Raw genomic sequence first — 18,905 nt, forward strand, 5'->3', positions numbered from 1 at the left:
CACGCAAGGGGGGCGGCGGATGAAACGGATGAAAGCGGCGCTGTTGTTCCTGTCGTTGGGCGCAGGCCTGGGCTGCACCAGCACCTACGACCCGTACTACTACGACGACGTCTACTACGATTCGTACTACGGGGCGTATGACGCGGCCTGGAGCTATGCCTGGGTCGACCCTGTCTACAGCTATTGGTACTACGCCATCGGCCAGGTGCAGGCCATGGCCGTCGACCCGGCCACCGCGGCCACCCAGCTCGCGGCGAATGCCTCCACCGCCTTCACCCCCTCCGGCTGCGCCACCGCGACCGCGACGGGCGCGACGGTGAACTACACCTTCAACGACTGCACGGCGGCGGTCTCGCTCACGCAGATCTCGGGCAACGTGGAGGTGGTGCTCTCCGACAATCAGGGGCAGCTCGCCGCCACGGCGAACTCCAGCGGGCTCACCATCAACGGAGAGCCGTACAACCTCTCCCTGCAGATCGCCGGCTCCCCGCCGGATGGCGACCAGCGCAAGGTGACCGTCACCTCCAACAGCTTTTCGCCGAATCGCTTCGATTCGCGAACGTCCCAGAGCACGGTCACCTGGACGGCGGGCAGCGGGTGCATCACCGTGGACAGTACGTCGCAGGCCACGAAGGGCGGGCTCAACTCGACGGCGACCGTGTCCGGCTACCAGCGCTGCGACCACCAGTGCCCCACGGCGGGGATGGTGCAGGTGGAGACCAGCGAAGGGACGTTCACCGCGACGTACGACGGCAGCAACACACTTCGGGTCGTCGCGCCGAACGATGACGTCAAGACGTACGACCTCGACTGTTGAGCGCCGGGCGCGGCCGGGGCGGACGGTGGCGTCTGGCCCTGGCCCGCGCATTGCTCAAGGGCAGGCCCGAGGGCTCCAATGACGGCGCTCCGGGTCCACGCCCTTCCCGGAGCCGTTGCACCGTGGCCGTTCCGCCACGGTGCGCGGCTGGGTCGCCACACGCCACCATGTCCCGACCGCACTCCCCCTTCGCCTCCATCCCGAGCCGCCACGGACTGCTGCCCGCGATCCTGTGCAGCATCCTCGCGGTGGACCTGCTGGCCCTGCGGCTCGACTGGAGCGAGCGCGCCAGCTTCGCCTTCCTGTCGTGGAACCTGTTCCTGGCCTGGGCGCCGTACACCCTGGCCCTCATCGCACGCGGGCTCATGGTGCGAGGCCTGGGCCGTCCGTGGCTCCTGGCCCCGCTGGCGCTTGGCTGGCTCGCGCTGTTTCCCAACGCGCCCTACCTGGTCACCGACTTCATCCACCTGCGTCAGCGGCCCGTGGTCCCGCTCTGGTTCGACGCCGCGCTCCTGGCCCTCTTCGCCGCCACCGGGTGGCTGCTGGGCCTGCTGTCCCTGGACATCTGGAAGCGGTGGCTGGAAGAGCGCTGGGGCCGCACGGCGGCGTGGGCCTTCGTCGCCATCACCTCCGGCCTGTGTGGCTATGGCATCTACCTGGGCCGCGTGGAGCGCTGGAACAGCTGGGACGTGCTCTCGGAGCCGGACCGCCTCTTGCGCGCCATGGCCTCGCACGTGAGGGATCCCCTGGCCCACCCCGCCCTGCCCTCGCTCACCCTCCTCTTCGCCCTGCTCCTGCCGCTGTCCTACGCAGGCTACGAGGCGCTCGTCGCCCGCTGGTGCCGCCAACGCGTTACACTTCCCGGCGCCAGAGTGAGGTGAACGTGGCGCCGCCAGGGTCGTCGGGAGGATGCACCGTGACAATCGAGCGCGACCTCAACGAAGCGCTGCGCGCCTCCCGGGTGGAGCTGGATTCGGAGGCGGGCTTCGATGAGCTAGCGGCCGGATGGCGCGGACTGAAGGATGGTTCGAGATCGCCGCCTCCCTGGGTTGAGGGGGCCGCCTGCTCAGCGCTTCAGCAGCATGGGGATCCACGCGAGGAAGAGCTTCGTCATGAACCTGACCGACAGGAAGCTCGGATGGTTCGGAACATCGTTGGGGAGCTCCACGCCCGCGGGCTTGTAACGGGTGCAGGTGCGCAGCTCCAACGGGGGCACCTCGCCGGTGAACCGGTTCCGGTAGACCGAGAACCAGTGCGGCCCCGGGCCCATGTCCATGTACATCCCCGAGTTGCAACACGTCGCGACGAGCCGCCTCGTCGCTGAAGCGTCCTTGAGCTTGAAGCCCGACAGGAGCGACTCACCTCGGGAGACGCGGAGGCGATCCTTCCGGTAGAGGAGGAAATCCGTGCCGCCCAAGGGGCCGCGAGGCGACGGCGCGTTCGGAAGGGCCTCGATATGGCGGCCCCCCTCCTGGCAGTCGTCGCAGTAGCACTCGACGTGGATGATGGGCGGACCGCGCCCCTCGAGCGCCACCTGTCCACAGGCACAGGTGGCGGTCCGGATGACGTCGTTCTTCTCGGGCATGCGCCTCCTCTATTCCGGCGGCGGCGCAATCACGAGCGCTTTCGCCGGGCTACCGGAACCACCGGAGCCCGGCCACGGCGTCACCGTCGTGCTCGTAGTACTCGACGACGACGGTGTGCTCACCGGCGCGCATCCAGCGCGCCTGCATGTAGTTGGTGGAGGATTGGTCCTTCCAACCATTGATGATGCGGCTGCCATCCACGAAGACCCGGATGCCGTCATCCGCCTGGGCCAGGAAGAAGTACAGGCCCGTCGCGAAGTAGAACCGCCCCGTCCAGCGCACGGAGAAGTCATCCGCGCCCACGCCCTCCACGGGGTTGCCCGCCCCCCAATAGTTCATGAGCGGTGCCCCCTCGCAGCGCACCACCACCGGGACGCCCGCCAGCTCCCGGTTGGTGAAGTACTCCGCGCGGTACTGCCCCGCCGGGCACTCCGCGGGCCCGACGGGTTCGAAGAAGGCCGTGACGCCCACGTCCTCCGTGCCCACCTGGAGGGTGTGCTCCGCGGGCCCGCCGTCGGACCAGCCGACGAAGCCGTAGGGGCCCTGGGGTGACGGCGCGAAGAGCGCGTGCGAGGAGCCCGCGACCACGGAGCGCACCAGCGGTGAGGGGCTGGCCGTCCCGTCGAACACCAACTCCAGCCCGGGAGGCGACGTCTCCAGCGTCACCTGCACCTTCAGGGGCAGCAGCGTCACCATCCGGCTGCCCGTCAGCCCCGCGGAGTCCGTCGCGGTCAGCGTCAGCGCGAAGCGCACGTCGTCGCCATGGTCCGGGATGGTGAAGGATCCGCTGGGGCCCTGGCCCTCGGCGTAGGGATGGGAATGGCACGCGCCCGGCGTGCAGTGCACCAGGGTGAGCGTCCACGCCATCCGGTCGGCGGGGATGGCGCCGTCCTCCGCGTCGCTCGCCGAGCCCGCGAACGTCACCACGTCTCCCACCTTGAAGCGGAACGCCTCCGACGGCGAGTGGATGGACACCACCGGCGACAGGTTCCCCACGGAGATGCGCACGGAGGCCGTGTGGCTGCCGCCATGCCCGTCGCTGACGGTCAGCCGGGCCACGTGGAGGCCGGCCACCTCGTACAGGTGCTCCGGGTTCGCCACGCCCGACACGGAGTTGCCGTCGCCAAAGTCCCACACGTACTGGAGCGCGTCGCCGTCCATGTCGCGAGAGCCGGCGCTGGAGAAGAACACCCGCAGGGGCGGCCCGCCTTCGCGCGGCGTCGCCGAGGCCACCGCGACCGGCGGCGTGTTGTTGGCCGGGTAGCGGATGCGGCGCAGCTCACCCGCGAGGATGTCCACGACGTGGAGCTGGGAGCCCGGCCCGCTGCTCAGGTCGACGACGCCGCCCGCCTCGGTGGCGAAGAGCGCCACGCTGTCCGGCACGAGCTGATCATTCGCATCCACCCGCAGCGCGCGGATCCATTGCTGGGTGTAGTCCGCGAAGAAGTAGGCGCCCCGCCACTGCTCCGGGAACGCCGGGTCCTGGATGAAGGCGCCGCCCGTGGACGTCTGGCCCTCGGCATGCGTCCAGGAGTACAGCGGCGGCCGCACGGCGCTCGGGCCCCGGGCATACAGCGCCTGGCACGCGGCCTTGGGCTCATAGCCGCGCTGGCGACCCGAGCCCTCGTAGCAGGGCCAGCCGAAGTTCGCGCCCGGGGTCGCGACGTTGATCTCCTCGTGGTCGTTCCATCCGACGTCGCCCACGTAGGGCGTGGCGGTGCCCGGCCGCAGGTTGAAGCGGTACGGATTGCGCAGCCCCAGCGCCCACACCTTCGAGCGGTTGGCCTGGCCATTCCCATTCCAGAACGGATTGGACGGCACACCCTCGCCGGTGCGCGTCACGCGCAGCACCTTGCCCGCCAGCGAGTCCAGGTCCTGCGCCCGCAGCGCGTCGTCATCCACCGCGTCGAAGCGGGCCCCGTCCCCCAGCGACACGAAGAGCGTGCCATCCGGCGCGAACCGGATGTTGCCCACGGAGTGCGACGCGCTGTCCGAAGGGATGCAGTCGGAGCCGGGAGGATGGTCGTTGCAGGAGCCGGCCACCACGGTGCCCAGCAGCACCGACTCGCTGGCGGGCGAGGCCGTGTCCCCTACCGCCGTGTAGCGCGCCAGGCGCGACGTCTTGGGCCCGTCGTCATCCGTGGCATCGTCGTCGTAGGTGTAGAGCAGGTAGACGTAGCCGTTCTGCGCGAAGGCGGGGTCCACCGCGAGCCCCAGCAGGCCCCGGTCATGGTGGTTGTTCACCCGCGCGCCGAGGTCCAGGAAGGGCGTGGGCAACAGGACGCCGTCCTTGACCAGCCGGACCACCCCCGCCTTCTCCGCGACGAGGATGCGCCCATCCGGCAAGTGCGCGAACGTCGTGGGGTAGTGCAGTCCACCCACCACGAGCTCGGACGAGAAGCCCCCTGGCAGGGCCCGCGCGGCGGGCTCTGGAGCCCTGGCCCCCGCCAGCAACACCCAGCCCAGCCCGAAGCAAAGACAGATGGCGAATGGATCCGGCCAGCGGCGCGGCAAGGACATGGGCCCCCTCCAACGGGTGCGAAAAGAGTGGGCGCAAGCTGGTGCCTCCACTCCCTCCAGCCACCCGTCCCGGGGCCATGCATCGCTGTCACCTTGCGCGCGACACCCCAGCCAAAGAGGGCCGAGCGCGCGCGGACGCTCACGTCAGCGACGGGAGGTGCGTCCCCAGCGGAGCGTCAGTCCGGCGTAACCGGTCGGCTGACGGCGGCCGTCCCTCACGTCGAACGGAAGCTCGAGGCCACCCTCCGCCCGCAGTTCGAGCGAGGGATTCAGCCGGTACGCCACGCCCAGAGAACCGCCCGGCGCGACCAGCAGGTGCGAGCCGTTGAGCCTGCCCTGGAAGACGGTGAGCGGGCCCGCGAAGGCCCCCATCAGCGACGCGCCCCCGGTCAGGGTCCACCTTCCATTGAGCCGATAGTCGACCAGCGTCTGGGCTCCCAGACGGAAGTTGACGGGCTCCGTGGAGTTGTTGGTGACGGGCACGTACCAGACGCCCGCGCTCGGAGCGACCGACACGGTCCAGGGTGAGCGCTCCACCAGCCGATGCCGGGTCCCCAGCTCCAGGCCCAGCAAGGTGAGGCGGCCGCCCCAATCCCAGTTCTCGCCGGCCCCCTTGCGGAAGGTGAGCTCGGGGTTGGGCAGATACGCCCGCTCCCGGCCGCGCTCGAAGGCAATCGTGTTCACGGAGACGCCGACCTCGGTCGTCCCCACGGGCGTCGTCGCCGCGCCCAGGTTCCGCGCTCCGCTCAGACACCCGGGGGCGCAGAGGAGCAGCGCCCCCATCCACAGCGCACGCATGAAGGGCCTCGGCGTCATCGCGGCCATGCGAAGCGCACCCAGACCGGCTGGTGGTCGCTCCCGGAGGGACGCGGGTCCACGCCGCGCTCCACCGGAGTGAGCCCCCGGACGAAGACGGAGTCGAGCGCCAGGCCGCCGATGACGGAGTCCACGGTGTCCCCCACCCCTTCGGAGGCCCACTGGAAGCCCCACTGCGAGAACAGCTTCACGGTCTGCGTCAGGCTCCCCGGGTCGGAGGTGTTGAAGTCGCCGGCGATGACCTGCGCCGGCGCCGCGCCTTCGACCGCATGGATGACGGTCTCCGCCTGGTCCAGCCGCGCGCCCAGCCCGACGATGGGGGTCGCACCGTGCACGGAGACCACCTGGAAGGGGGTCCCCTGGATGTCCACCGTCGCGGCCACCCCGATGCGGTGTTGCTGGTGGTACGGGTCGTCGTAGGGAAGGTTGATCTTCTGGTCCGCGGTGATGGGCCACCGGCTCAGCACGGCGTTCCCGAAGTCATCACCGTCCTTGGCCACGGAGGCGGGGTAGTAGACATAGGACAGCCCCAGCTCCCGGGCGATCCGCTCCACTGCGGGAGCGTCCATCTCCTGCATCGCGATGATGTCCGCGTTCGCGAGCGGAGGGCTCGACAGGGACGCAACCGCCTCGGTGACCTGCTCGGCGAAGGCGAGGTTGTATGTCACCACGGTGACCGAGGAAGGGGCCTCCACGGCGGTGGGTTGCACGGGCCGGTAGTCCCCGCTGTAGCGAGGCCCCTCCGCGTCGGAATAGCTCGCCATGAGGGGGCACCCGGTCAGCAGCCCGCTCATCAGGAGGGCACACAGCCATACGGCCGGGCGTGCTTTCTCGCACCGCAAGGACTTACTCATTCCGGCAACGAACGCCGCGCAACCCCCGGGACTTCCACGGGGATGAAGCCAATGCCTGCATGGCCGGGAGGGCGCACAGTTCACCAGTGGCTGATGCGCACGCCTGCCCTCCCCGCGAGCACGGTCTGGAGCGCGTGAGCCAACTCTCGCGCAAGACCCGGGCCCCGTGTTCGCGCCGGGCCGCGGGCTCTATCCATTCGCCTCGCGCGGCGGGCCGAAACCTTCCGCGCCCGCCGTCCTACCCGCGGTACCCACGAGGCAGCTGAATGAATCAGGAACAGTTCTCCATGCAGGGGCAGCAGATGTTCGCCGAAGCCCTCAAGGCTCGGATCGTCGACGCCGTGCACGAGCGCGTCGTGTCCGGCCTGGAGGAGCGGATCGGCTCGGAGATCCGCGAGCGCGTCGGCGACGCGATTCGCGGTGCGGTGCGTGAGCGCATGACGAACATGCCGCAGGGGGAAGGGGCCGGGATGCCGTTCGACACGGAGCAGATCGCCGAGGCCATCCACCACCGCCTCACCGACGTCATCCATGAGCGCATCGTCAGCGGCGTGCACGAGCGCGCCCGCGAGGTGCTCCGCGAGCGGCTGGGCGAGGCGCTGCGCACCGCCCTGGCCGAGAATTGGATGAGCATGCAGCAGGGGCACGGGCACTTCGACCCGCAGCGCATCGCCGAGCGCGTGCGCGTCAAGCTGGAGGACGCCCTGCGCGACCGGCTGGGCAACGTCGTGCGCGAGCGCGTTCGCGACGCGATGCGGGAGCGGCTGGGCGAGGCGCTGCGCTCCGCGATGATGGAGCGGAGGATGGGCATGGAGGGCTTCGGGATGGACCCCGAGCGCATCGCCGACACCCTCCGCACCCGGCTCGCCGACAACGTGTCCGAGCGCATCCACATCGTCGTGCGCGAGCGCATCCGCGAGGCGTTGAAGGAGCGGCTGACGGACATGCTGCGCTCCGCGCTGTCCGAGCGCCGGCTGCAGATGGGCCAGATCGACCCGGAGCGCCTCGCGGACACCCTCCGCGACCGCATCGCGGACACCCTCCGCGAGCGCGTCCAGACCGGTCTGCGTGAGCGCGTGCGCGACGCGCTGCGCGAGCGGCTGGGCGACGAACTGCGCGCCCGGATGAGCGAGCGCACCCAGGGCATGATGGGCTTCCAGCCGCAGGGCGTGGGGATGATGGACCCCGAGCGCATCGCCGAGGCGCTCCGCGGGCGCCTGGTCGACGCGCTCCACGAGCGGCTGTCCAGCAACCTCCGCGAGCACCTGCAGGAGGCGCTGCGCGACCGGCTGGGTGACGCCCTCCGCGAGTCGCTGGGCGCCGTGGGCGGGGTGGGTCACACGATGCGGGGCGGGTTCGGGGAGCAGCACGTGGGCGGCTACCAGGCGCAGGGCCCGGGCCCGGTGGACACGGAGACCCTGGTGTCCGCCATCCGCGAGCGCGTGGGTGAGGACCTCCGCGAGCGCATGGCGAACATGGTCCGCGAGCGCGTCGCCGAGGCGGTGCGCAAGGAGCTGAGGAACGGCCCCACCGGCACCCAGCCCCTGGCCTGACGGACACGCGGCCCAGGGCCGGAGACTCCCTCCCCTCCTCCATCGCTTCAGGAGGAGGTGGAGGGAGTTGTTGCCTGTGCACCGCGCCGCCGCCGTCACGGAGCCGGCTTGCGCTTTTCGAGCTGGGCCATGTAGAGCCTCCGCTCCTCGGAGAAGGCCTTCGCGACGCTGGGCCGCTCCAGCAGGCGCGCGAAGTACGCGCTGAGCGCGGGCCACTTCTTCAGGTCGATGGGCGTCGCCACGCACCAGCCGAGCACCGTCACCAGGTACGCGTCCGCGACGCTGAAGCGCTCCAGCAGGAACTCGCGTCCGGTGAGGTGCTTCTCCAGGTAGGCGAGCCGGGCGGTCCCCCTCTCCAGGGCATAACTCCTGGCGCCCTCGGGCGACGACGCGTCGAGGAGCGGGGAGAAGGTCGCCTTGTGCAGCTCCGTCCCGATGAAGGACAGCCACTGCTGGAGCCGCACGCGCCCCCGGTTGTCGGTCGGCGCGAGCTCCGCCCGAGGCAGCGCCCCGGCCAAGTATTGCAGGATGGCGGCGCTCTCCGTGAGCACGTCTCCGTCGTCGGTGCGCAGCGCGGGGACGAGCCCAAGCGGATGCACCTCCAGGTAGTTGCTCCCATCGAGCGTGCGCTTCGTCTTCGAGTCGACCTCGATGTACGTCGCCTCCGTGCCCGCCTCGTACAGGCAGACGCGGGTCGCGACCGAACAAGACAGGGGGGAGAAGTAGAGCTGCATGGGATGTCCTCCAGGACGTCGAACGTGGGCCTTCGCGAGAAGGCGAGCGCCACTCTCCGCTTCCGGGAGGGATGCGTCCAACGCATCGTTGGCATAGGCTCGATGCATGGATGACATCACCCCGCCCTCCCCTCGCCTCGACGTGCGCGACCTGCGCGTGGTGCTGGCCCTGGCCTCCGCCGGCACCACGGCCCGGGCCGCGGCCGCGCTGCACCTCACGCAGCCGGCGGTGAGTCGCGCGCTGCTCGCGGCGGAGGAGCGGCTGGGCACGCGACTCTTCGACCGGACCCCGCGTGGGCTCGTGCCCACGCCAGCGGGCCAGGAGCTCATCGCGGGCGCCACGCGGATTCTTGTGGAGCTGGGCGACCTGGAGCATCGCGTGCGCGCGCCGGTGGCCCCGTCCATCCGCCTGCGCCTCGTGTGCGAGTGCTACACCGCCTACCACTGGCTGCCATCCGCGCTGGTGACGCTGCGCAAGAGCCTGCCGGGCCTTCACCTGTCGCTGTCGGTGGAGCACACCCAGGACCCCGTCCCCGCCCTGGTGGCCGGAGAGCTGGACGTGGCGCTCCTCACGACGTCGACCGTCCCTCGCGCCGGGCTGGAGAGCCGGCCGCTCTTCTCGGATGAGATCATCTTCGTGGTGGCCGCGTCACACCCGTTGGCGTCCCGCCGGGCGCTCACCCGGGAGGACCTCCGCGAGCACACCCTGCTCACGGGGCAGACGCCCGCGGCGGAGTCGCACTGGTTCATGACGCAGGTCTTCGGCCGCGAGCGGCCCCGGCTCCGCGTGGAGCGGCTGCCGCTCACGGAGGCCATCCTCGACGTGGCCCGCGCGGGCCTGGGCGTCGCGGTGCTCTCCGAGTGGATCACCACCCCGCACATGGGCAAGGGCGACCTCGTCGTGAAGCGGCTCGCGTCCGGGCCCTTGCGGCGGCCCTGGCGGATGGCCTGGAGGAAGGAAGTGGGAGACTCCGCGCTCCGCCTCCACGCCGCGCTCGAGCCCACCGTGCCCCGAGGGCTCGCGGTGGGGTAGCGCGCCGTGGCTGTCCGCTGCGGTGTCACCTCATTCCGAGAGGTGTCTATGATTGAGGCGGAATGAATCAATACGTGTCGTGCGACACCCGCCGCACCCGGAGCCTGTCAGTCATTCCGGAGACACGAAATTGTTCCAGGGCCGTCAGGGCATGGGGCTGGGAGAGACTTCCGTCGCCGCGGCATCCAGCCGCAGCGTCCGCGTGACGCGCGTGCCCTCGTCCAGGCCCTCTCCGAAGGGCACCGGCATGCTGTCCTCCGGGCGCGCGGGCAGCCCCTGCGTCACCGACGCAGGCACCGCGTAGGTGTGCTCGCCCACCCTCACGGTGGGGCTGCCGCTGGCCGTCAGCTCCAGCTCCAGGTCGAAGCCGCCAGTGGACGGCACCCAGTAGCGAAACAGCACGCCCTGGGCCGCGTTGCGAGTCCGCAGCGTGTCGCCCGGGGCCTGCTGACCCGCGAGCCGCGCCGAGACCACCGCGTCTCCGGGCAGCACCTGCACGTCCACGAAGGCCGCGTCCGGGCGGGACGGGGTGATGTGGAGCGACACCTTCCGGCGCCCACCCTCCCCAGCCTCCTGCCGCGTCTCGACCGCGGGCCCCCGCATGTCCTCCCCTGGCGCCGGAGCCGGCGCGTACCAGAACGGCCCCTTCACCTCCGGCAGCGCGTCCACGGCCTCCCGCTTCGGGTCGCCGCCCAGGTACGCGCGAGTCCAGTCATTGAGCACGGGATCCGAGGACACCCAGCGCGCCGTCTTCGCGTCCGCGTCCACCAGGTACAGCAGGCCCGTGGGGCGCGGGTTTCGCGCGTCGAAGCGCTGACCGGCGGCGAGCGACACCAGCAGGCCCAGTCCCAGCAGCGCGGCCCCGCCCGAAGCCCACGGCAGCCCCCGTCCCGCCAACCACAGCCAGCCGGGCGCGAGCAGACAGATGCCGAGCATCAGCAGGTCGGAAGGCACCGCGGCCCGCTCCAGCGGCAGCACCGTGTAGAACGTGGCCAGCACACCGGGCAGCAACAGCAGGAGCGGCAGCGCCGCCAGCCCCCACAGCGGCACGTGCCATTGAGGGAGCGGCTCCGTCCCCCGGCCTCCCAACCACAAGAGCAGCAGGACCATGCCCGCGAAGGGCCAGAGGAACAGCGCGCTCGCGCCCGGCAATACGATGCTCACCGCGATGCAGATCACCGCCCACGGCACGCAGCCCCCCGCCGCCAGCTCCATCACCGGCGCGCGCCGGCGGAGGTAGAGCCCGACGCCCATCGCCGCCATCACCCACAGCACCACCGCGAGGATGAAGCGCGCGTTGTCCTGCGTCTCCGAGCGACTGAGGGCGCGGAAGCCGGGCTGGAGGGCCTTCAGCAGCGGCCACGCGAGCCGCGCGAGGCTGCTGGCCAGGAAGCCCACGAGCAACAGCACCACCGACTCCCGCAGCACGGCCCACAGGCGCAATTGCTTGCGCTGGCGCGCCCGGAAGATGGCGAACATGAACAGGCCGCCCCAGAGGACCACCAGCGGGACGGCCCAGGACCGGGGGTAGTGGACGCGCAGCGGGCCTGCGTTGAAGTAGATGAGCTCCTCGCCCTCCGGCACGGACGCCTCGCGGGAGATGCGCCGGGTGAGCGCGAGCAGCGTGTCGCCCTGCTGCTGGAGGAGTCCATCGGAGACCGCGTCCACGGTCTCCTTGCGCGAGTGGTAGGCCTGCGTGCCCTCCACGTTGGCGAAGTTCAGCCCCTGCCAACCGCCCTGCCGCAGCGCCGTGAAGTCCGTGGCGTTCTTCATCCGCTGATACACGGCCGTGAAGAGCGAACCGGCCCCGACGTCGGGGGCCTCCTCGGCGAGCCTGCGCACGAGCCAGCCACCGCCCGGGGAGACCTCGAACATCAGGAGCGGCCCCGCGTTGCCGCGCGCGTCCACGTTGAGGACCACGCCCGACTCGCGGGCCCAGGGGTGGGAGGCCGCGAAGGCCGTGCTGCCCAGCAGGTGCTGCTCCTCCGCGTCCGTGAACAGGAACAGCACGTCCCCCGCGAGAGCGGGCCCCTGCTGGAGCGCGCGCGCCACCTCCAGGATGGACGCGACGGCGGCGCCGTTGTCGGACGCGCCCGGCCCCGTGGGCACGGAGTCGTAGTGGGCCACCAGCATCACGGTCGTGCCCTTCGCGCCGTCCTTCGCGCGAAGCCGGCCCACGACGTTCTCCACGTTCGCTGCGGGCCGCGGGATGCCCTGGGCGGGCGCGAAGACGGGCTCGCGTTGGAGCTGGACCTCCGCGCCCACGTCACGCAGGCGCGCTTGCAGGTAGTCGCGCACCTCCGCGTGCCTGGGCGTGCCAAGGGCGTGGGGCTCCGCGCCGATGAAGCGCAGGTGTTCCCGGGCGCGCTCGGCGGAGAACCGCTCCCCGGGCGCGGAGGCGGGCACGGGCTCCGGCAGAGAGCTTCCGCGCAGCACCAGGAGGATCACGCCCAGGCCGAGCACCGCGGTCACCCACCGTGCAACCGACGACGCGCGAGGGGAGGCACTCCATTCCAGGCCCGCGGTCGGGGCGGTGTCGCTCATGTTTCAGTCCTTCAGGCGCGCCCATCCGTCCGGGGGCCGCGGGGGGGTTCGCGGAGTCCCCGTCGAAGGGGGTGTCCATCGCGCGGGCACTCTACGTCACCCGGAATCCGGCGGACACGCCGACATCACGCACCTGCCGTGCGCCCCGGTGTTCAGCGCCTCCGCAGCCACGAGAACAGCGTGTCACCGCGCCGCTCCAGGTCCCTGCCTTGAAGTGGATTTTGCGCCACCCATTCGAGGTATCCCTCCAGGTCGCCCCGGGCCCCCTCCAGGGAGCGGCAACCGGCGACCACGTCCAGCAGGGCCTGCTCCGCTCGCTCGACGTGGCTCTGGGAAAAGCCCGATGGCTCTCGCGCGGTCATGTCTTCGACCCCGAGCGCCGCCACGGGTTCAAGCGATTCCACGCGAGGCTTCGCACCGGGCGTGACGAAATGAACCCGCTCGGTTGGCCCCTGAACCTCGAATTTCACCAGCCCGGTCGGGAGCGGCCTCTGCCGGTAGACGAAGTATTCGAGTCCGCCCCCCTTCGGGGGCCACTGCGTCGGCAGCACGGGAGCGAACTCCGCGCCCACCATGCCCGGTCCCAGTTCCTCCCGTGCTTGCTCCACGAAAGAACGGGCGGTCTTGGGGGCATGACAGGACTCATCCTTCGGTTTCATCGCGTGCGCTTCCTTCGGCGTCCTTTCCGGACAGCCGAGGAGCGGCAGCACCACCAGGAACCGTGCAACGCAGGATGCGATCCTCATACGTTCTTCACGCCCGCGAAGGTCAAGGCGTGCATCAGGGCCCGGAATCGCGAGGTTCCGGGCCCCTCGTCTCTTCAATGCATCACCCGCCGCTCAGATCGTCTTCTTCCCCGGCAGATCGAAGCGGTCCAGGTTCATCACCTTGGTCCACGCGGCGATGAAGTCCTGCACGAAGTGCGCTTCGCCGTCATGGGCCGCGTAGACCTCCGCCAGCGCGCGCAGCTGCGAGCTCGAGCCGAAGACGAGGTCAGCGATGGTCGCCGTCCAGCGCAGCGCACCCGTGGCGCGGTCGCGGCCTTCGAACAGGTTCGGCGCCTTCTCCGAGCGCTTCCACGCGGTGCGCATGTCGAGCAGGTTCACGAAGAAGTCCGGGGTCAGCTTGCCCGGGCGCTTCGTGAACACGCCGTGCTGCGTGTGGCCGTGGTTGGCGTCCAGCGCGCGCAGGCCGCCCACGAGTGCCGTCATCTCCGGCGCGGTGAGCGTGAGCAGGCTCGCACGGTCGATGAGCGCGGCGGCGGTCGTCGCTTCGGCCCCCGCGCGAACGTAGTTGCGGAAGCCGTCCGCCGCCGGCTCGAGCACCAGGAACGAGTCGACGTCCGTCTGCTCCTGCGAGGCGTCCATGCGGCCCGGCGTGAAGGGCACGGTGACCTTGTGGCCGGCGTCGCGCGCGGCGGACTCGACGGCCGCGGTGCCGCCCAGCACGATGAGGTCCGCCAGCGACACGCGCTTTCCGCCGCGCTGCGATCCGTTGAACTTCTGCTGGATGGCTTCGAGCTTTCCGAGCACCTTCACGAGCTCGGCGGGCTCGTTGGCCTCCCAATCCTTCTGCGGCGCCAGGCGGATGCGCGCACCGTTCGCGCCGCCGCGCATGTCGCTCCCCCGGAACGTCGACGCCGACGCCCAGGCCGTCTTGACCAGTTGCTGAATCGAAAGGCCGGAGCCGAGCAGCTCGCGCTTGAGCGCGTCGATGTCCGCGGCGTCGATGAGCGCATGGTCGACGGCCGGAATCGGGTCCTGCCAGAGCAGGTCCTCCTTCGGCACCAGCGGGCCCAGGTAGCGCGACCTGGGGCCCATGTCGCGATGGGTCAGCTTGAACCAGGCGCGTGCGAAGGCGTCGGCGAACTTCGCCGGGTTGGCCATGTAGTCGCGGGAGATGCGCTCGTAGACAGGGTCGAAGCGCAGCGCCAGGTCGGCGGTGGTCATCATCGGCGCGTGGCGCTTGCCGGGCACGTGCGCGTCCGGCACGGTGCCATCGCCGCTGGTGCCCACGGGCTTCCACTGCTGCGCGCCGGCCGGGCTCTTGGTCAGCTCCCACTCGTAGCCGAACAGCGTCTCGAAGTAGGTCATGTCCCACTTCGTCGGCGTGGGCGTCCACGCGCCCTCCAGGCCGCTGGTGGTGGCGTGCTCGCCAATGCCGCTCTCGTAGGTGCTCTTCCAGCCCAGCCCGAGCTCCTCGACGTTCGCGCCCTCCGGCTCCGCGCCAACATGGTGCACCGGGCCCGCGCCGTGGCACTTGCCGAAGGTGTGACCACCGGCGACGAGCGCGACGGTCTCCTCGTCGTTCATCGCCATGCGCGCGAACGTGTCGCGAATGTCTCGCGCGGAGCCGACGGGATCCGGCCGGCCGTTCGGGCCCTCCGGATTGACGTAGATGAGGCCCATCTGCACGGCCGCCAGCGGGTGCGAGAGCTCACGCTCGCCGCTGTAGCGCTCGTCGCCCAGCCAGGTGGACTCCGGTCCCCAATCAATGGAATGCGGCTCCCAGATGTCCTCCCGGCCGCCGCCAAAGCCAAACGTCTTGAGGCCCATGGAGTCCAGCGCCACGTTGCCCGTGAGGATCATCAAGTCGGCCCACGACAGCTTGCGGCCGTACTTCTGCTTGATGGGCCACAGCAGGCGTCGCGCCTTGTCGAGGTTGCCGTTGTCCGGCCAGCTGTTGAGGGGCGCGAAGCGCTGCTCACCCGAGCATGCGCCGCCGCGACCGTCGAAGATGCGGTAGGTGCCCGCCGCGTGCCACGCCATGCGGATGAAGAACGGGCCGTAGTGGCCGTAGTCCGCCGGCCACCAGTCCTGCGAGTCGGTCATCAACGCGTGCAGGTCCTTCACCACCGCGTCGAGGTCGAGCGTCTGGAACTCCGCCGCGTAGTTGAAGTCCTCGACCATCGGATCCGACAGCGAGGAATGCTGGTGCAGCATCGCGAGGTTGAGCTGGTCCGGCCACCACTGCGCGTTCGTGCGTGCGCGGCGGGGGCCGTGCGCGACGGGGCACTTCATTTCGTCGGTCATGCCGGAACCGTAGGCCGGCGTCGCGCTCGCCGGACTCCCGTTGTTCGGATGGGTTCAGCGGCCGTTTGCTACCGAACCCAACTGCTCACGCCCGCGGGTGGGCGGCGTCATAGACCTCCTGCAACTGTTCGAAGGTCACGTGGGTGTACTTCTGGGTGGTGGACAGGCTCGCGTGCCCCAGCAGCTCCTGGATGCTGCGGATGTCCGCGCCGCCGCCCAACAGGTGCGTGGCGAACGAGTGGCGCATCGCGTGCGGGCTCACCTTGCGCGCCAGGGCCAGCTTCAGCACGTACGCGTCCAGGTGCCGCGCGATGCTCCGGGCCGTCAGCCGGCCGCCCTTGAAGTTGAGGAAGAGCGCGTCCGGGTCCTGGCCCTCGCGAATCTCGGCCAGCAGCTCGCCGCGCCTCGCGAGGTAGGCCTCCAGCGCGCGGATGGCCTTCACGTTGAGCGGCACGAGCCGCTCCTTGCTGCCCTTGCCCATCACCCGGACGATGCGGCTGCTCCGGTCCACGCCCAGCAGGTCCAGGCCGCACAGCTCGCTGATGCGCAGGCCCCCGCCGTACAGCATCTCCAGGATGGCCTTGTCGCGAAGCCCCAGCACCGTGTCCACGTCCGGCATGTCGAGGATGGCGAACACCTCCTCCACCGGCAGCACCTTGGGCAGCGACTTCGGCAGCTTGGGGCTCTTCACCAGCTTGGCCGGACTGGCGGACAGCAGCTTCTGGCGCACCAGGTACTTGTAGAACGACTTGATGCTCGCCAGCCGCCGCGCGCGGCTCGTGGGCGCGTGGTCCACCGCGAGCGTGCCCAGGTAGCCACGGATGGCCGCGTGCGTGCCCGCGAGCAGCGACAGCTTCATCCGCTCCACGAGGTAGCGCTCATAGTCCCGCAGGTCGATGAGGTAGTTGCGCACCGTGTGCGGCGACGCGCCCTTCTCACCTTCGAGGTGGACCTTGAACTGCTCCAGCAGCGGGGACAGGGTGGACATGGTCGGCGAAGCCTAGGGGGCTCCCCGAGCCTCGCAAGATTCACGTCCGAGCGCGAGCGTCCGCCGCTCGTGGCAGCATGGACGGCATGACGGTGGACCTGCGAATCGCCTCGTACAACATCCTGGCGGATGCCTACGTCAAGCCCGAGTGGTTCCCGCACACGCCCGCGGACCTGCTCCGGCCGCGAAGCCGACACGCACCGCGGGTCCGCCGCATCGCGGCCCTGGACGCGGACATCGTCTGCCTCCAGGAGGTGGAACCCGACAGCTTCGCCGCACTCCAGGAGGGCCTTGCGCCGCACGGATACACGGGCGTGATGGCCCAGAAACAGCAAGGCCGCCCCGATGGCTGCGCGGTGTTCCACCGCCTGGAGCGGAGTCCAGGCCACCGGGTCCACTACTTCCGGGACCGGCTGGAGGACGGACGCATCTCCGGACATCTGGCGCTGATCATGGACTTCGACGTCGGCGGAGAGCGGCTGCGCGTGGCGTGCACGCACCTGCGCTGGGACCGGCCCGACCGGCCGGTGGAGCAACACCAGGGCATGCAGCAGGCCACCGAGCTGATCAACGAGCGGGTCCGCAAGGATCCGGAGGCCCTATGGATCGTGTGCGGCGACTTCAATGCCCGGCCTGGAGAGCCGCTGGTCCAGGCGTTCGAAGCGGCCGGACTGCGGGATGCCTACGCGGGGCGGCATCAGCCGACCTGCAACGCGAACGGCATCCCCAAGACCATCGACTTCCTCTTCCACTCCGCCGCGCTGCGAGCCTCGCCGGACCCTTTGCCAGAGCTGGACGAGCGGACGCCCCTGCCCTCGGAGCAAGAGCCCTCCGACCACCTGCCCATCTGCGTGCGGCTGCTGCGCTGACGTGCCGCGACAGATGGGCGCCCCGGAAGAGGCGCCCATCCGTCGTGACGCCTTCCTCAGTAGGCGGAGAAGCTCGCGAACTCGCCCGGCTGGAACGACCGCAGCGTGCCGAGCCAGATCTGCTGGCCGGTGCAGTCCGCCGTCCGGTAGGCGATCACGTTCTCGAAGTTGCTCCACCCCACCAGGGTGCCGGCGGTGGCCGGGAACGCATGGCACTGGCCGTCAGGGGCCGGGAAGTTCGCCACGGGCGTCACGAAGTTGCCGCTGTAGAACGTCAGGCCCGACTCCCAGTCGATCGCAGACTCGGCGAACGCGGCAGTGGATGAGATGGCAATGCCCGCGACGGTGACGACGGCAAGAGCGGCACGAAGAGCGGTTCTGCGCATGGCGATATCCTCCCAAGACCGGATTGTCTTTGAATCGGAGGATATCGAGAATGACTCGCAATATCGAAAAACACACTCACACCCACAGTAGGCCCGCTGAAGCGCATCAACAGGCATGCTTGATGCGCTCCTTCATTGAGGCATGGCGCCCTACACCGCCACGGCCTCCGTGATGCTGAGCGCGGCCGGCGTGGGGATGACGCGCGAGAGCCGCAGGCCCGCCTGGGCGAAGAGCTTGCGGAAGTCCTCCTCGGTGCGCTCCCGGCCCGGGAGTGAGGCCAGCATCATCACGTCGAGCACCTTGCCCCCGTGCGGAGCGCTCCCGGGGGGAATGACCGTGTCCACGACCAGCACCCGGCCGCCCTCGGCCATCGCGCGGCGGCAGTGACGCAGGATGTCCACGCACACCTCATCACTCCAGTCGTGGAGGATGCGCTTGAGGACATACGCGTCCGCGCCGGAAGGCACCGTCTGGAAGAAGTCCCCTGCCACCAGCTCGCAGCGCCCGGAGAGCCCCTCCGAGGCGATGCGCGCCTCGTCCAGGACGTGCCGGTGGTCGAAGAGCACGCCCCGGACCGACGGCGTGGAGCGAAGCACTTCAATGAGGAAGCCGCCGTGGCCGCCGCCCACGTCCACCACCTGCTGGCAGGCGCTGAAGTCATAGCTGCGGGCGATGGGGCCGTTCTCCAGGTCCGACAGGCTGGACATGCCCCGGTGGAAGGTGGCGCCCGCCGCGGCGTTGCTGGCGAGGTGGTCGAAGAAGGGCTTGCCGAAGATGCGCTCGAAGGCGTTCGTCCCCGTCCGTACCGTCTGCGTGAGCGCGCCGGCCGGTGCCCAGAAGATGTCCTGCGTGAGCATCAACACCGCGCTGCGCAGGGAGCCGGGGGCCTGGGTGCGCAGCAGCTCAGAGGCGGGGGTGAGCGCGAAGTTGCCGTCGCCGTCCTCGGAGAACACGCCAGCGCTCGCCAGCAGCCGCAGCACCCGGTACAGCGACGCCGCATCCGCGCCCACGTCCTCCGCGAGCCGGGCCGCGCTCTTGGGGCCCTGCTCCAGGTGGTCCGCGACGCCCAGCTCCGCCGCCGTGGCCAGCGCGCCGGAGACGATGAAACCAAAACCCAGGTCGACGATGAGCTGCGCCGGATGGACGGTCGGAGAGGTCATCCCCCGGTCGTA

The 18,905-nt window shown here is 70.3% G+C and carries 16 protein-coding genes; 5 read left to right on the forward strand and 11 right to left on the reverse strand.

The features are described 5' to 3' along the window. Positions 1 to 19 precede the first annotated feature (19 nt). Both D7X30_RS26815 and D7X30_RS26820 read left to right on the forward strand, forming a co-directional pair. Positions 20 to 817 carry a hypothetical protein gene (locus tag D7X30_RS26815; RefSeq protein ID WP_147443324.1) on the forward strand — a complete coding sequence of 266 codons (798 nt, stop codon included), beginning with the start codon at positions 20 to 22 and terminating at the stop codon, positions 815 to 817. A gap of 167 nt (positions 818 to 984) precedes the next feature. After that, positions 985 to 1,698 (forward strand): DUF1361 domain-containing protein, encoded by a 714-nt coding sequence (locus D7X30_RS26820; protein ID WP_120565814.1) that lies wholly within the window; start codon positions 985 to 987, stop codon positions 1,696 to 1,698. A gap of 185 nt (positions 1,699 to 1,883) precedes the next feature. Here D7X30_RS26820 and D7X30_RS26825 read toward each other — a convergent pair whose 3' ends face one another. The 4 genes from D7X30_RS26825 to D7X30_RS26840 form a co-directional block, all read right to left on the reverse strand. Continuing rightward, the gene (locus D7X30_RS26825; RefSeq protein ID WP_120565815.1) at positions 1,884 to 2,402 is read right to left on the reverse strand and encodes a GFA family protein; all 519 of its coding nucleotides are present in this window, start codon (positions 2,400 to 2,402) and stop codon (positions 1,884 to 1,886) included. A gap of 49 nt (positions 2,403 to 2,451) precedes the next feature. Next, on the reverse strand, positions 2,452 to 4,923 hold the full coding sequence (locus tag D7X30_RS26830; protein ID WP_120565816.1) for a PQQ-dependent sugar dehydrogenase: 2,472 nt from the start codon (positions 4,921 to 4,923) through the stop codon (positions 2,452 to 2,454). 144 nt (positions 4,924 to 5,067) lie between these two features. Then, positions 5,068 to 5,721, reverse strand: a complete 654-nt coding sequence (locus D7X30_RS26835) for a hypothetical protein (RefSeq protein WP_233591798.1) — start codon at positions 5,719 to 5,721, stop codon at positions 5,068 to 5,070. A gap of 14 nt (positions 5,722 to 5,735) precedes the next feature. Next, the gene (locus D7X30_RS26840; protein ID WP_233591799.1) at positions 5,736 to 6,503 is read right to left on the reverse strand and encodes an endonuclease/exonuclease/phosphatase family protein; all 768 of its coding nucleotides are present in this window, start codon (positions 6,501 to 6,503) and stop codon (positions 5,736 to 5,738) included. A 356-nt stretch (positions 6,504 to 6,859) separates the two neighbouring features. Between D7X30_RS26840 and D7X30_RS26845 the strand changes: the two genes are divergently transcribed. Further along, positions 6,860 to 8,146: a hypothetical protein gene (locus D7X30_RS26845; RefSeq protein ID WP_120565818.1), complete on the forward strand. Its 1,287-nt coding sequence runs from the start codon at positions 6,860 to 6,862 to the stop codon at positions 8,144 to 8,146. A gap of 95 nt (positions 8,147 to 8,241) precedes the next feature. On the opposite strand, the gene D7X30_RS26850 is transcribed toward D7X30_RS26845, so the two are convergent. Continuing rightward, positions 8,242 to 8,880 carry a glutathione S-transferase N-terminal domain-containing protein gene (locus tag D7X30_RS26850; RefSeq protein ID WP_120565819.1) on the reverse strand — a complete coding sequence of 213 codons (639 nt, stop codon included), beginning with the start codon at positions 8,878 to 8,880 and terminating at the stop codon, positions 8,242 to 8,244. 106 nt (positions 8,881 to 8,986) lie between these two features. On the opposite strand from D7X30_RS26850, the gene D7X30_RS26855 reads away from it, so the two are divergent. Then, positions 8,987 to 9,913, forward strand: a complete 927-nt coding sequence (locus D7X30_RS26855) for a LysR family transcriptional regulator (RefSeq protein ID WP_120565820.1) — start codon at positions 8,987 to 8,989, stop codon at positions 9,911 to 9,913. A gap of 144 nt (positions 9,914 to 10,057) precedes the next feature. Here the strand turns inward: D7X30_RS26855 and D7X30_RS26860 are convergent, their stop codons facing one another. The 4 genes from D7X30_RS26860 to D7X30_RS26875 all read right to left on the reverse strand — a co-directional run bounded on the left by D7X30_RS26860 (position 10,058) and on the right by D7X30_RS26875 (position 16,477). Beyond that, complete coding sequence (locus D7X30_RS26860) at positions 10,058 to 12,457, reverse strand: M20/M25/M40 family metallo-hydrolase (RefSeq protein ID WP_147443325.1); 2,400 nt, start codon at positions 12,455 to 12,457, stop codon at positions 10,058 to 10,060. 152 nt (positions 12,458 to 12,609) lie between these two features. Beyond that, on the reverse strand, positions 12,610 to 13,203 hold the full coding sequence (locus tag D7X30_RS26865; RefSeq protein WP_147443326.1) for a hypothetical protein: 594 nt from the start codon (positions 13,201 to 13,203) through the stop codon (positions 12,610 to 12,612). A 93-nt stretch (positions 13,204 to 13,296) separates the two neighbouring features. Next, positions 13,297 to 15,489, reverse strand: a complete 2,193-nt coding sequence (katG, locus tag D7X30_RS26870) for a catalase/peroxidase HPI (protein ID WP_120565823.1) — start codon at positions 15,487 to 15,489, stop codon at positions 13,297 to 13,299. Positions 15,490 to 15,574: 85 nt separating this feature from the next. Beyond that, positions 15,575 to 16,477 (reverse strand): tyrosine recombinase XerC, encoded by a 903-nt coding sequence (locus tag D7X30_RS26875; protein WP_120565824.1) that lies wholly within the window; start codon positions 16,475 to 16,477, stop codon positions 15,575 to 15,577. 77 nt (positions 16,478 to 16,554) lie between these two features. On the opposite strand from D7X30_RS26875, the gene D7X30_RS26880 reads away from it, so the two are divergent. Continuing rightward, complete coding sequence (locus D7X30_RS26880; protein WP_120565825.1) at positions 16,555 to 17,346, forward strand: endonuclease/exonuclease/phosphatase family protein; 792 nt, start codon at positions 16,555 to 16,557, stop codon at positions 17,344 to 17,346. Between the two features lie 56 nt (positions 17,347 to 17,402). Here the strand turns inward: D7X30_RS26880 and D7X30_RS26885 are convergent, their stop codons facing one another. Together D7X30_RS26885 and D7X30_RS26890 are read right to left on the reverse strand one after the other, a co-directional pair. Continuing rightward, the gene (locus D7X30_RS26885; RefSeq protein WP_120565826.1) at positions 17,403 to 17,732 is read right to left on the reverse strand and encodes a hypothetical protein; all 330 of its coding nucleotides are present in this window, start codon (positions 17,730 to 17,732) and stop codon (positions 17,403 to 17,405) included. A 150-nt stretch (positions 17,733 to 17,882) separates the two neighbouring features. Then, the gene (locus tag D7X30_RS26890; RefSeq protein WP_120565827.1) at positions 17,883 to 18,893 is read right to left on the reverse strand and encodes a methyltransferase; all 1,011 of its coding nucleotides are present in this window, start codon (positions 18,891 to 18,893) and stop codon (positions 17,883 to 17,885) included. Positions 18,894 to 18,905 lie beyond the last annotated feature (12 nt).

The sequence above is a fragment of the Corallococcus sp. AB011P genome (assembly GCF_003611605.1).
In the GTDB taxonomy this organism is placed as follows: domain Bacteria; phylum Myxococcota; class Myxococcia; order Myxococcales; family Myxococcaceae; genus Corallococcus; species Corallococcus coralloides.